The 13,672-nt window shown below is 48.0% G+C and carries 12 protein-coding genes and 1 tRNA gene; 6 read left to right on the forward strand and 7 right to left on the reverse strand.

The window, feature by feature from the left end; all coding sequences use genetic code 11:
* Positions 1-19 precede the first annotated feature (19 nt).
* Complete coding sequence (locus EST55_RS06810; protein WP_129496926.1) at positions 20-2,170, forward strand: S9 family peptidase; 2,151 nt, start codon at positions 20-22, stop codon at positions 2,168-2,170.
* Positions 2,171-2,200: 30 nt separating this feature from the next.
* On the opposite strand, the gene trxC is transcribed toward EST55_RS06810, so the two are convergent.
* Positions 2,201-2,632 carry a thioredoxin TrxC gene (trxC, locus tag EST55_RS06815; RefSeq protein WP_129496927.1) on the reverse strand — a complete coding sequence of 144 codons (432 nt, stop codon included), beginning with the start codon at positions 2,630-2,632 and terminating at the stop codon, positions 2,201-2,203.
* A 111-nt stretch (positions 2,633-2,743) separates the two neighbouring features.
* Here trxC and EST55_RS06820 point away from each other — a divergent pair, with 111 nt between their 5' ends.
* The 4 genes from EST55_RS06820 (at position 2,744) to EST55_RS06835 (ending at position 5,391) form a co-directional block, all read left to right on the forward strand.
* Positions 2,744-3,160 (forward strand): YqaA family protein, encoded by a 417-nt coding sequence (locus EST55_RS06820; protein ID WP_088769256.1) that lies wholly within the window; start codon positions 2,744-2,746, stop codon positions 3,158-3,160.
* 71 nt (positions 3,161-3,231) lie between these two features.
* Positions 3,232-4,155, forward strand: a complete 924-nt coding sequence (locus EST55_RS06825) for a hypothetical protein (protein ID WP_100691076.1) — start codon at positions 3,232-3,234, stop codon at positions 4,153-4,155.
* A gap of 2 nt (positions 4,156-4,157) precedes the next feature.
* A complete protein-coding gene (locus EST55_RS06830; protein ID WP_058576521.1) occupies positions 4,158-4,385 on the forward strand; it encodes a hypothetical protein in 228 nt (75 codons plus the stop codon).
* 178 nt (positions 4,386-4,563) lie between these two features.
* Positions 4,564-5,391, forward strand: a complete 828-nt coding sequence (locus EST55_RS06835; protein ID WP_129496928.1) for a MipA/OmpV family protein — start codon at positions 4,564-4,566, stop codon at positions 5,389-5,391.
* Positions 5,392-5,455: 64 nt separating this feature from the next.
* Here EST55_RS06835 and EST55_RS06840 read toward each other — a convergent pair whose 3' ends face one another.
* The 3 genes from EST55_RS06840 to EST55_RS06850 all read right to left on the reverse strand — a co-directional run bounded on the left by EST55_RS06840 (position 5,456) and on the right by EST55_RS06850 (position 8,049).
* Positions 5,456-6,193, reverse strand: a complete 738-nt coding sequence (locus EST55_RS06840) for an endonuclease/exonuclease/phosphatase family protein (protein ID WP_129496929.1) — start codon at positions 6,191-6,193, stop codon at positions 5,456-5,458.
* Positions 6,194-6,344: 151 nt separating this feature from the next.
* Positions 6,345-6,421, reverse strand: a tRNA-Arg gene (locus EST55_RS06845).
* Positions 6,422-6,486: 65 nt separating this feature from the next.
* On the reverse strand, positions 6,487-8,049 hold the full coding sequence (locus tag EST55_RS06850; RefSeq protein ID WP_129496930.1) for a serine hydrolase: 1,563 nt from the start codon (positions 8,047-8,049) through the stop codon (positions 6,487-6,489).
* 192 nt (positions 8,050-8,241) lie between these two features.
* Between EST55_RS06850 and EST55_RS06855 the strand changes: the two genes are divergently transcribed.
* Positions 8,242-9,777 carry a leucyl aminopeptidase family protein gene (locus tag EST55_RS06855; RefSeq protein WP_129496931.1) on the forward strand — a complete coding sequence of 512 codons (1,536 nt, stop codon included), beginning with the start codon at positions 8,242-8,244 and terminating at the stop codon, positions 9,775-9,777.
* Positions 9,778-9,934: 157 nt separating this feature from the next.
* On the opposite strand, the gene cydB is transcribed toward EST55_RS06855, so the two are convergent.
* The 3 genes from cydB to alr form a co-directional block, all read right to left on the reverse strand.
* Positions 9,935-10,936 carry a cytochrome d ubiquinol oxidase subunit II gene (gene cydB, locus EST55_RS06860; protein ID WP_129496932.1) on the reverse strand — a complete coding sequence of 334 codons (1,002 nt, stop codon included), beginning with the start codon at positions 10,934-10,936 and terminating at the stop codon, positions 9,935-9,937.
* A 3-nt stretch (positions 10,937-10,939) separates the two neighbouring features.
* Positions 10,940-12,328, reverse strand: a complete 1,389-nt coding sequence (locus EST55_RS06865; protein ID WP_129496933.1) for a cytochrome ubiquinol oxidase subunit I — start codon at positions 12,326-12,328, stop codon at positions 10,940-10,942.
* Positions 12,329-12,452: 124 nt separating this feature from the next.
* Positions 12,453-13,544 (reverse strand): alanine racemase, encoded by a 1,092-nt coding sequence (alr, locus tag EST55_RS06870; RefSeq protein ID WP_129496934.1) that lies wholly within the window; start codon positions 13,542-13,544, stop codon positions 12,453-12,455.
* Between the last annotated feature and the right edge of the window lie 128 nt (positions 13,545-13,672).

Raw genomic sequence — 13,672 nt, forward strand, 5'->3', positions numbered from 1 at the left:
ATCACAAAGAGAAATTCAAATGCATAGACGACAAGCACTTTATATTGCCTTTTTGGGTGCGGCTTTCCTCCAGGCATGCTCACCGGCGAGCCAAAGCTCTCGCTCTGACAGTGTGCAAGCCCCTGTCGCAGAAAAAATACCGTACGAAATGACCATTCATGGTCATACTCGCATCGATAATTACTACTGGATGCGAGACGACGAACGCAAAGATCCTAAAGTTCTCAGTTATCTCGAAGCTGAAAACGAATATGCAGCACAGAAACTGGCTCACACAGAACAGCTACAGCAAACGCTATTTGAAGAAATGAAAAGCCGGATAGCGAAGGATGACAATTCAGTACCCACACGCGACGGCGAATATTTTTACTCGACTGAAATGCGTGGCGACAACGAATACCCAATTTACGTTAGAAGCACCGACTTCGAAGGTACTGACAAGCAAGTTCTGCTCGACGTCAACAAACTTGCTGAAGGTGAAGACTATTACTCGCTAGGTACACTCGCTATAAGCCCAGACGACAAAGTGATGGCCTACAGCGAAGATACGGTCAGTCGCCGTATGTATCAGATCAAACTGAAAGATATGGAAACAGGTGAACTGCTTCCTGACCAGATTAAAGACACGTCAGGCAGTATTGTCTGGGGCAACGATGGTCAGCACTTCTATTACATTAAAAAGGATCCTCAAACCTTATTAGGCTACCAAGTTTACCGCCATACACTCGGTACCAAGCAACAAGAAGACGAACTCGTTTATGAAGAGAAGGATACGACCTTCTATACTGGCATAGCCAAGAGCAAAGACGATTCGAAAGTTTATATTATTCACGATGCCACAGAGTCATCTGGGGTTTCGCTCATTGACGCAAACGATCCAAACGCCAAGCCTGTTGAGTTTGTGCCAAGAGAAGATGGACTGGAGTACAGCATTGCCAAACACGGCAGCGACTATTATGTATTAACCAATCTGGACGCCGTGAACTTTCGTCTAATGCGCGTAAGGGCAAGCCAGATCGGCGACAAAAAGAACTGGGAAGAAGTCATTCCTCACAAAGCCGATACTCGCCTGGAAGATATTGAATTGTTCGACGAGCATTTGGTTTACAAACAACGCCAGCGCGGTCAAACTCAGGTGTTTGTTCGCAACCTGGATACCAATAACGACCAGCAACTAAACTTCCGCGACCAAGCTTACACGCTTTACCTATACGGTAATAATGAGCTCGACAACGACTCGTTGCGCCTTTACTACACCAGCATGACAACACCCGGTAGTCATTATGATGTCAGCCTTAACAGCTTAGATAAAACGCTTTTAAAACAGCAACCTGTACTGGGTGACTTTAATGCTGACAATTACGCGTCTGAGCGTTTATTTGTGACTGCACGTGATGGCGCCGAAGTGCCGGTAACGCTGGTTTACCGCAAAGATAAATTCAACAAAGATGGTACCAACCCGCTGTATCAGTATGGTTATGGGTCTTATGGCTCTACCTCTGATCCGAGCTTTAGCAGTAACCGTCTGAGTTTATTAGATCGCGGCTTCGTTTTTGCTATTGCACATATTCGTGGTTCACAAATGCTTGGCCGCCCATGGTACGAAGACGGCAAAAAGCTAAACAAGAAAAACACCTTTAACGATTTTGTCGATGTCACTAAAGCTCTCGTTGAGAAAGGCTATGGAGCAAAAGATAAAGTATTTGCTATGGGCGGAAGTGCCGGCGGCTTACTCATGGGTGCTGTAATTAACCAAGCTCCCGAGTTATATCGGGGTGTTGCTGCACATGTTCCTTTTGTCGATGTTGTCACCACCATGCTAGACGAAAGTATCCCGCTAACGACTAACGAGTTTGATGAATGGGGCAACCCGAAAGAGAAGCTGTACTATGACTACATGCTTTCCTATTCACCTTATGACCAAATCAAAAAGCAGGATTACCCTAACTTATTAGTCACCACTGGTTTGCATGACTCTCAGGTACAATACTTTGAGCCAGCCAAATGGGTTGCTAAGCTGCGCGACTACAAAACCGATGACAACCTATTACTGTTCAAAACAGAAATGGAAGCTGGTCACGGTGGTGTTTCGGGTCGTTTTGCACGGTTAAAAAACACGGCGCTGGAATACGCCTTTTTCTTAGATTTATTAGAAAAAGAAAAGCGTTAACAGGGTCTTTAATTAATAGGGTATGGCCGCTTATGAAATGCGGCCTACCCATTGCTGAAGCTGTAACGCAGACATAACACCCGCCTGGCGCGCCACCTCCTGTCCATTCTTAATCAACAATGTTGTCGGAATACTTCGTACAGCATATTGTTGTGCTAAATGGGGCTCTTGCTCCGTACTTATCTTTAAAAATTGAGCGTCATACCGCATATTCATAGCCGCCTGTTCGAAGTGAGGGGCATATTGTTTGCAAGGGCCACACCAACTCGCCCAGAAGTCGACAACTAACGGCATATCGGCACTCTGATGCGCTCTAAATTCATCGCTATTTACGACAATAACTTCTCCGCTAAAAAGCGATGAATTACACTGACCGCAGACGGCGTTCTCGTTTCTCTTATCGACCGCAATGCGGTTTTTCTTGTGGCATGAAGGGCACGCGACAATCATTTTTTCAGTCATTGAGTTTGCTTCCTGTTGTCTTTCACTCAACATAAACTATAACGGTGTTTATTTACGTAAGTGTAATATGGTTTTTAATCGATGTAAGCTACTCAAAATAACTATGGTCCTATGTACTTAACCATATTCCTTACAGCATTTCTCGCCGCTACGATTTTACCCGCTCAGTCAGAGTTTGTTGTCGCGGGTGCTCAACAGATGGGTTACAACATTTGGGCGATATGGTGGCTGGCCTCAATTGGCAATACGTTAGGGTCTGTGGTGAATTACATTCTGGGCCGATTCCTGGTGCAGTATCAGGATCGTCGCTGGTTCCCGTTCAAACCTAAATCTCTGGAGCGTGGTCATCGCTGGTTTGAGCGCTTCGGTAAGTGGTCTCTCCTTATGGCCTGGGCCCCATTTATTGGCGATCCCCTTACCTTTATTGCCGGTATGCTTCGACTCACCTTCTGGCAGTTCCTGATTCTGGTTTTCGTCAGTAAATCGGGTCGTTACGCTATTTTGCTGGGCATTACGCAGCTGTTTTAGTACGCGTTAAGCTTAACTTTTTCATAACACTCGACTAAACTCTTATAAAAATTAAGAGTTGGAAGCTTTCAATGCGTTACATCACGACCCTGTGCTCGAGTTTTATCTACCTTATCAGTTTTGCAACGCTCGCTATGCAAAGCAAAACCGGTCTGCCTCAACCAGCCGAGCAAGCTACGTTATTATCAAACTCCATAACCAACCAAACCGTTTATATTGATAACATTGAGGACTCCGGGGTCTTTACGGGATACGTCGAAGCAACCTCGGGCGTCCAGTACCCTATTGATGTCTATTTAAACGGCACAATAACCCTGTGCCTAAAGCAACCACCCTATACTGAGTTTCGCGTTTGCCTGTCCCATACTCTGCTAGAGCAAATTGAGGGGGATGAAAAGTACATGGATCCTGTAAACTTAACGGAGAGGCAGGTTTTACACGTATTTACCTCTGGCAAAGCAAGAGTCGTCGCTTCTACGCTGCACTACTATGAATATGAAGACTTGTTAGAGTTTAAAGTCGCGGGTGAACTCTCCAAGTCTCAGCAAACACTAGCCAAACGAGTGGTGAAAAGCAGCGTAGAAAAAGCAGAAAAGGCGTTTGGTTCATACGGTCAACTTGATCACCCTCAAGTACCTGCTGATCTTATCCATATTACGTTGGTGGAGGAAATCGGCCCTTATCAGTTCACGGCGTTATTAAAGTCGAAAGATTTTCCGGCAAAGCTGACAACCGTACATGCGAGACGTGTTGATAATAATGATACGTTTAAGGTGACCTTTATTGATAAAGAGGGGCTTTCTAATCTCTATGGGTACTCTTACCAATACCGACCTAAATTTTACGGTAAGCCCTTTTCCGGAAAGCCGATATACGAAATATGTCGCTTCGACAAGGACGACAACATACAAGATTGTGGTGAGTATTGGCTGAATTTATCTAAGTATTTTCAAGACGAAGCAGAACGCGACATCTTTAATTACATGCAAGGCTAAGAATGGAAGACGAGCATATCGATGATTACATAAGCGGCATCGTGCAAAGCTGCCAGTTTTATTTGCTTGAAGGAAACATTCATGCTGCTCTAGCCCATATTATTTCTAACTTGAGTGCCCTTGAAGAAACCAGCGATCACCCTCTTAAACATCAGATTGTTCAGCAAGCGCAAGCGGGACAACTCGAAACGATTGAACAGGTTGAACTCTTCTTGCGGCATTATCTTTAACGTCTCGAACGCTACGCCCCAATGTACTTAAGTATATTTCTAACGGGGTTTCTGGCCGCCATTCATTGGTGACCCTCTCACCTTTATTGCCGGCGTTTGATCTAATCACAAAAACTTTGCGTTTTTCTGCTTTAGAACCAGAATTAATATGACCAACACTTATTAGAGTGAGTTCGACATGAAAAGATTTACTGGCTTACTGTTTGCTGTGTGCATCAGCGGGCTAACCGCCCAAACGGCAATGGCACAAGATGAAAAAACGGCGATGGTGCCCTTACCCTCACAAGACGACTTCTCTAAAGGAGAGGATGGCTGGGCTTTTGGTCTGGGATTAACGGTTGAATACGAAACCGCCTACGAAGGTTCGGACGAATTTGAATTTGAGCCTCAGCCTGCGGGCGCTGTGCAATGGCGTAGCGGTGACAACATTTTCTACTTTGCGGGTGAAGCACTCGGCTGGCGTGGTTTGCGCGCCGAGCACTGGCTTTTAGAGGCAGCCATTGGCTTCGATGAAGGCCGTGAAGAGAATGATTCCGAAGACGGCTATTTGGATGGGCTTGGTGATCAGGACGAAGGGGCTGAACTGGTGCTGCAAGCACGCCGCGCACTTGATGACGATTGGCGTTATTGGTTAGTCAGCCGTGTTGTAGCAAGTGATGAAGGAAATCTCGCGCTGTTTGGTGTCGGCCGCCGCTTTGGCGAGCAAATGGATGGCACTGGCTCAGAAATTAATGTCGTGGCAACGTTTCACGACAGCGAGTACGCCAATAAAGGCTTCGGCATAGATGCAGGTCAAGCCGCAGCGTCCGCCCTACCGCAAACGTCAATGAGTGGCGGATTACGCTCAATTGGCATTGACTACAACTATCGCCACTACATCAATGACAACTGGCAGCTCTACGGCGAAGCCTTGTTTGAATATTACAGTAGTGACGTTCGCGATAGCCCAATCGCTCGTAGTAATTACGAAGCCGAAATCGGCTTTGGGTTTATATACATATTTTAAGGAAAGTGAGCTCTGTAGCAGGGGCTCACTTTTTTGTGATAAAGCAACGCCAAGTTAAGAATGGCTATAGCTTAAATCGCGCATAAAGCGGGTTGTGATCAGACACTGTACTGGTATCGATCGCTATTGTTTCCTGCAACGCAAGACCGCGATAAAAGATAAAATCAAGAGGGTGCTGTCGGTAGGCTTTAACATGATGGGGGTCGACCATAATGGCTTGGCGAAGACCCACACTACGACAGAACTGCAGCAAGCTTAGGCGGCGCCGGCGACTCCAAACGTTAAAATCACCAGCCACAATAAGTGGTCCTTTATGTCCTAATATCTCTTGTTTGATGAGCTCTATTTCCTGGGAAAATCGGCGCGCACGAACAAAGTTAATCGCGTGGACATTGACCACTAATAATGACCCACCCTCAGCTAGTGAGTGATAAGAGAGCATGTAGCTTTTATGTGTTGCGAACATGCCTTCGCGCTTTCTACTAAGCCTTGCCTGAGCTTCTTTAAACCCATACCGACTTGCCGTGAGGACACCATAAACAGAACGACGTGTTTCCATATTCGGCGCAACAGCATAAGACCAGTGCGGAAGAAACCAATTAGTTTTCGCACTCAACTTCACCTCTTGCAGCAACAAAAACAAACAGGGAGATTCTGCTAAAACTTGCTCTAGGGTGCGCTGAAAACCTTTTCTCTCAGTAAGTTTTTGCGTATTCCAACACAGCACTCCAAACTCTTCCCCTTGATGAATCGGGTGCCCGTCTATGAACTGTTGAGGAAACAAAGCTTTGGGTTTTAACACTCTTTCGCCTTTTTAATATGGTAGTACCTTATTAATGTACAGTGGCAAGCTGAGTTTAGTTTATGAAACGTTAGTCCGAAAATATTCGACCACAATTTGGACACATGACGTTTTTAGTAAGCGGGTACTATCAAGGAAAGTCTCGCTGAGATGGCGCACCCTATAGGAGTCGAACCTATGACCTTTGCCTCCGGAGGGCAACGCTCTATCCAGCTGAGCTAAGGGTGCGCATACTTTGTGAAAAGCGAGGGCATTATAGGGACTGGCCCTCGCTATGTCCAGAGTTCACATGGTTACTGCTTCTCAAGTTTCAGGTTGTGAAAGTCAAAACTGAAATCAGTGAAGTCTGCCACTGCTTCCATGGTTGCCGTCTTTATTTCGTTGTTTCTGTTCACATCAAAATCAATAAAGGCATCGGCTTCCAACAAGGGCTCATCCCAGCGCACAATAAAGGTATTGCCGTTGTAATGCTCCAGTGAGCCTTTCAGCATATCGGTGTGCGTAAAGTCTATACGCAGCGTATCATCCTGCTTTGAAATAGCCACGTCGCCGTACCATGCATCGGTATAGGTTCCCGCATATTTCGATAACGCCAGCGATGGCTGTGGTTCATCAACGGCTTCTACTTTAAAATCCGCTTTTTTCTGAATGAACTCATGATACTTCTTACTTTCATTAGCAACCCAATCCTGGTCCGGCACACCCAGGACTTCTTCCAGAGACTCTTGCACTATTGCGGTTAACGCACCAAACGCCTGCTGGTTACTCAGAACGGTAATAGCAAACTCTTTTTCCGGAATAACCGTTGTGAAAGACAGCATGCCTAGAATACCGCCACTGTGCGACACGTGCTTAACGCCGTAGTAGTCCTTCACAAACCAGCCCAAACCATAACCACGGAAGTAGGTACCCTGCTCTGAAGCGTTAGCCGATACCGGCAGTGGCGTAGTCAGTTGCCACATGTCATGCAGCGACTCTTCCTTAAACAAGCGTTCGCCGTTAGGCGTCTCTCCCTCATTTAAAAGGGTCAGTAACCAGCGGCTCATATCATCAACACTCGCTGCGGTTGCGCCGGCGGCAGAAAAGTCTTCCAAAAAGTCGAGCGGAAAACGATGTAACTTACCGTCCATTTCAATAGTGCCGACGGCTACATTGTCATAGCTTTCATCAATACGAGAAAAGCCAATGGTACTTTCATCCATTTGCATCGGTTCAAACAGTGTTTGTTCAACGTACTGATGATACGGCATACCCGATACTTCGCTGATCACCTCGCCGGCTGTCACAAACATTAAATTGTTGTAGTCAAAGCGTTCGCGAAAACCGTGTTGAATAGGCACATTCGCCAACCCGGCAATCACTTCATCTGTGGTTTTGTCGGTGTTCGGCCAAATCATCAGATCACCGGCACCTAGCCCAAGACCAGCGCGGTGACTCAATAAATCACGAATGGTCAGTTCGCGAGTAATGTACGGGTCTGCCAGTTTAAAACTGGGTAAGTGTTCAATGACTTTGTCATTCCAGTCTAACTTGCCCTGCTCAACCAGAGTCGCCATAGCCGCAGCGGTAAATGCCTTGGTATGAGAAGCTATGCCAAACAAGGTGGTTGGCGTAACCGGTTGCTGCGACTCCATATCGCGCACACCGAAGCCTTCGGCCAGAATAACTTCACCGTCTTTTACCGCAACTACCGCCAAGCCCGGAATGTTAAAAGCATCCAACGACTGCTCTGCGGTCTGGCGAATTTTTTGCTCGAGTGAAGTACCTTCTTCTTGCTCAACCTTTACGCTGTCAGAGCAAGCCACTAAAGCGCCAGCAATGGCACTAACACACAAAATTTTGGAGAGCGTTTTCATGATGATCTAACCTTTTTCTTGTTTTCTAACAGACTACCACAACCGACTTAATTTTTACCGATATCAACTATAGCTGAAACTGAATTCGTCGTGCTTTTATCGGGTTTGGCCTTAATCGCTTTGCCTGTCAGTGGGTTATGGTTTTATATTAAGCACAGACAACTCAAGAAAACCTAATTCAAGGAAAACACTATGTCGTTAAAACAAGTCATGAGTGCTTTGGCTGTTTCTTCGGTTTTGTCGCTGCCTGCGTTGGCAAGTGACTACCTGGACACGTCCACGAGCTTTTCTGATGAAAACAAAAACACCAAAACTCGCGTTATTTTCGTACCAGAAGGTACGACAGTTGAGCTACCAGAATGGTCAGGCTCTGATGTAAATGCCGTTAGCCGCGCTGCAGAAATTGAAGAATTTAAAGGCGAAGCGTCACAGTTAACCACAGTGATTGCCCCGGAAGACACCAAGGCCAATCACCTGCTTCTGGCGGGCGTCGGTAACCCGGCTGAACTTTCCCGTTTTGAAGCCGAGAAGTTAGGCGCGTCTATTGCCGCTGCTTTAAAGCCTGAGTTAGAAAGCGTTGTTTTCGATACACGCCTGATCAGCAACCCAGGCATTGCTGCTGAGCTGAGTGCACACATTGCTCATGGCATCGACTTGCGCAACTATCGCTTTGACCGTTATCAGTCCGAGCCAAAAGAGCGTCCACAAACGGCTTACCATTGGTTAGTGAAAAGCCCTGACATGGCAGAGAAGAAATATCTGGCCTCGCGCGCCATTGCTGAAGGCGTGTTTGTTGCCCGCGACATTACCGCTCTGCCCGGCAGCGACGGCTACCCTGAAGCTATTGTGAAATTAGCTCAGGAAGCCATGAAAGACTTAAACATTGAGCTGACCATTGTCACGCCTGAGCAGGTCGACGAAATGGGTATGGGCTTATTAAAAAGTGTTAGCCAGGGCAGCCAACACGGTTCTTACCTGCTGGCCGCGCACTATAAAGGCAGTAACGCCGACCCAATTGCATTGGTCGGTAAAGGCAATACCTTTGACACTGGTGGCTATAACTTAAAAACCAGTTCTTCGTCTATTTTGCGCATGCAAACCGACAAAGCTGGCGCTGGAGCCGTTATCGGCGCGGTTATGGCGCTGGCAGCGCAAGAAGCACCGGTCAATGTGGTTGCTGTAGCACCGCTGTCGCACAACCTTATTTCTGGTTCAGCAACGTTACCGGGAGACGTGGTTAAAGCCGGTGACGGTACTTTGGTAGAAATTGCCAACACCGACGCCGAAGGCCGTCTGATTCTTGGCGACGGTAACTGGTATGCCAACGACAAATTCAAACCTCGCGCCATTGCCAATATTGCGACCTTAACCGGTTCGAAAGTTGGTGCATTGGGTACCGGCTACGCTGCTTTATTTGCGTCCCAGGACGACTTACGCTCAGCCATTATCGAGGCTGGCAATATCACTGGTGAGAAAGTCTGGGAGCTGCCATTAGAAGGCTACGACGGTATTATCGACAGCCCGTTGGCTGATATTCGTAACATTGGTTCTCCGGGTACTCAGGCAGGTGCAGCATTTCTTAAGCACTTTGCCGGCGACACGCCGTGGATCCATATCGATATGGCCGCTGACGCAATGGTCAGCTCAGATACCGGTATTCATCCGGCAGGACCAACCGGCTTTGGGGTGCGCTTATTAACTGAGTGGGTTCATCAGTTAGAAAACTAAGCAACATTAGATCTCAAATAAAAAGGCACCCCGCAATGGGTGCCTTCCTGTTTTTACAGTAACGCCCAGCGGATAAGGCCGCCGACTAACGTGACAGCCAGCACACCCAAACACCATAGTCCGACAAACCACAGCCACTTTTTAAGTACCGGTTTCATCAGTCGTGATACCCGCTGTTCGGGTCTACCTTACCTCTGAACACCCAATAGGTATAACCCGTGTAGGCAAAGATAATCGGCAAGAGCACTACAGCGCCAATAAGTAAAAACTTCAGGCTGTTGTCCGGCGCGGCGGCCTGCCACAAGGTAATGCTGCGCGGTACCAGGTAAGGGAAAATGCTGACCGCAAACCCGGCAAAGGACAGTAAAAACAGACCAAGCCCCCAGAGGTAAGGCCGTCCTTCCTGCCGTTTTTGTAACGATCGCAGTAAGCCCAGAGTAATAACCACCAACAATACTGGTAACACCCACAAGCCAACCGATGCTGGGTAAGTAAACCAACGCTCAGCAATGTAGCTGTCAACGTAAGGCAAATAAAGACTGACAAAGGCAATGCAGGCCACCAGTAAAATGGCGCTATACCAGCCCGCGCGATAACTTTGACGCTGCAGGTCGCCTTTGGTTTTCATGACCAGCCAAGTCGCTCCCAGCATCATGTAACCAATAACCACAGCCACCCCGCAGAAGAAACTAAATGGGGTCAGCCAGTCAAACCAACCGCCAGAATACGCCCTATCAGTAACCTCTATACCCTGTAGCATTGCACCTAACATAATCCCCTGACTCAGTGCGGCTATTAGCGAGCCAACGATAAAAGACAAGTCCCAGATGCCTTTCGCCCGCTTGGTTTTAAAGCGATACTCAAAAGCCACACCGCGAAAAATAAGTCCCAGCAGCATCGCAATAACCGGCATATAAAGAGCCGGCATGAGCACCGAATACGCGAGCGGAAACACCGCCAGCAAGCCACCGCCGCCAAGCACTAGCCAGGTTTCATTACCATCCCAGACTGGCGCCACGGTGTTCATCATGACGTCCCGGTCTTCTTCTTTTTTAAACCAGGGGAAAAGCAGTGCAATTCCCAGGTCAAAGCCGTCCAGTGCCACATAAGCAAATACGGCAACCGAAATTAGTATTGCCCAAATCAGTGCGTAATCCATAGCTTAGGCCTCCTCATCGTAAATGCGTTCAGCCGCCATTGTCGGCTTATGCTTAGCATAATCAGGAATGGTCACTTTCTCAGGGTCTCCAGCCATTTTGCGCAGAATATAGAACGTGCCGGCACCAAAAACGAGGAAGTACACCACAATAAAGGCGATTAGGCTGCCTGCGACACCGGCCTTATCAATAGGAGACGCCGCATCGGCGGTGCGTAAAAGGCCCTGAATAACCCAAGGCTGACGCCCAACTTCGGTGACTATCCAACCAGCAATAACAGCAACAAAACCCATTGGCCCCATAAACACACTGAAGCGCAACAGCAGGCTGTTGTCGTAAAGCTTACCGCGTAACCGCTGCAGACCAGACCATAACCCTGCAAGCACCATTAACACACCAATACCAACCATAATTCTGAATGCCCAGAACACGATTGCCACCGGCGGCCATTCCTCACGCGGAAATTGGTCAAGACCAGTGACTTCGGCGTTAATATCGTGCTTAAGAATAATGCTGGCAAGGCCGGGGACTTTTAGTGCATAGTCCACTTTCGCCGTTTCTTCGTTGGGCAAGCCGAACAGATATAAAGGCGCTTCAGCTTCCGTATGGAAGTGTCCTTCCATTGCTGCAACTTTGGCCGGCTGATGCTCCTGCGTATTCAGTCCATGAAAGTCGCCAACAAGAACTTGCAGCGGAGCCACAATAAGCGCCATCCACATGGCCATAGAAAACATTTTACGTGCCGCCGCATTGGTTTTGTCTTTCAGCAAATGCAGAGCACCGACTGCCCCCACCACAAAAGCGACGGTCAGATAAGCCGCCAGCAGCATGTGCGCCAGCCGGTAGGGAAAAGAAGGGTTAAACACCACTTCAAACCAATCGGTCACCACAAATTGACCCACATCATTCATGGCGTAGCCTGCCGGAGTTTGCATCCAACTGTTTACCGACAGTATCCAAAACGCTGAAAGGGCTGTGCCAAATGCCACCATCAAGGTAGCGAAGAAATGCAGTTTTTCGCCGACTTTATTCATGCCAAACAGCATCACGCCTAAGAAGCCCGCCTCAAGGAAAAAAGCTGTCAGCACTTCGTAGCCCATTAGCGGCCCGATAACCGGCCCTGCCTTGTCTGAGAATACCGACCAGTTCGTACCAAACTGGTAACTCATCACAATGCCGGAGACTACCCCCATACCAAAAGCGACGGCGAAAATCTTGACCCAGTATCGGAATAATTTCTGGTAGACCGGATTTCTGGTTTTTAGATATAGCCCTTCTAGAACGGCTAAATAACTAGCCACCCCAATCGTGAAGGCAGGGAAAATAATGTGAAACGCAACAGTAAAAGCGAACTGAAAGCGCGCCAGAAATAGCGCGTCAAAACTCTCAAACATGGCAAGCACCGGTTGTTTAGGATTGCCTTCAGTATACGCCCTTATTGATAAAGATCAGGTACGCTTGCAGGACAAATACTAATAATTGCCATACTTTTTGTATGGCTAATAGCCTGATAAGCCGCTACACCTTAATTCTCGGCACTCTCACACTAACCCCCGTGAGCAAATGCCAGGAAATAGTACCAGCACATGCGGCAATTTGACGCACGTCGATATTCGGACCCCAGAGTTCAACATCATCGCCAATTTGTACATCAGCAACATCCGTCACATCTATGGTCAGCATATCCATTGACACACGACCAGCTAAACCAACGGTCTGCCCACGAACCATAGCAGGCGTTCCATTTTCAGCCTGGCGCGGATACCCGTCCGCATAGCCCATTGCCACGGTTGCTATAAGACTTGGTCGTTGAGCGGTCCACGCACTACCGTAGCCAACCGACTCTCCTCTCTCTAGCTTATGCAACGCAATGATGGGAGCAACTAAGCGCATGGCTGGCTTTAAACACGCCTGCACTTCTGTGACCGTTGACGGATTAACCCCGTACAACAACAATCCGGCCCTGACCCAGTCATTCTCTTGCAGCACCCACTGGGTTTCCGGATTCAATAAGCCAGCTGAATTATGAAAACTGCGAGCTTGGTAGCCTTTGGTGCTTTCTGACAGCTGGCAGAACAGTCGCTTCTGCTCGGCGTTCAGCTCATGGTCTGCATCCGCATTCGCTAAATGCGACATAAGAGTGACGCCCGTGACATTCTCGCTTGCGTTTAGCCGTACCATGGCCTGCTGAGTCTGCTCTTCAGACCAACCCAACCGGTGCATGCCGGTATCGACTTTTAGCCATACCCACAGCGGTTTGTTTAACGTACTCTGTTCAATAGCTTTTAGCTGCTGCTCACAGTGAACTACCGGGCTTAGGTTATGCTCTGCGCACACGGAAAGTTCGGACTCTGAAAAGCAGCCCTCTAAAATGACTAAGGGCCCGGTGTAACCTGCCTCTCGAACCGCTAAGGCTTCTTCCATAAAACCCGCCGCCATACCATCCACATGAGGCTCCAACGCCTGAGCAGCAGGCGCAACACCATGCCCGTACCCATCCGCTTTTACTACGCCTAATAGCTTTCCGCCATTCATTGTCTTACGTACCCACTGAGCGTTATGCACAATTGCTGCAGTCGATATTTCGGCGCGAGTTTGGCGGTAGTGCATGGGATTTCCTTTTTTCCTGTTTTGGAGGCAGAGCGTCAGTTTACCGTATTTTCTGCGAACTTGAACGGAACTCTTTGCATCGCTTCGTCAGCTTGAGTAACGTAAAGCCATAACCGAAAGGAGAACAA

Source organism: Idiomarina sp. 29L (assembly GCF_004123135.1).
Lineage (GTDB): Bacteria > Pseudomonadota > Gammaproteobacteria > Enterobacterales > Alteromonadaceae > Idiomarina.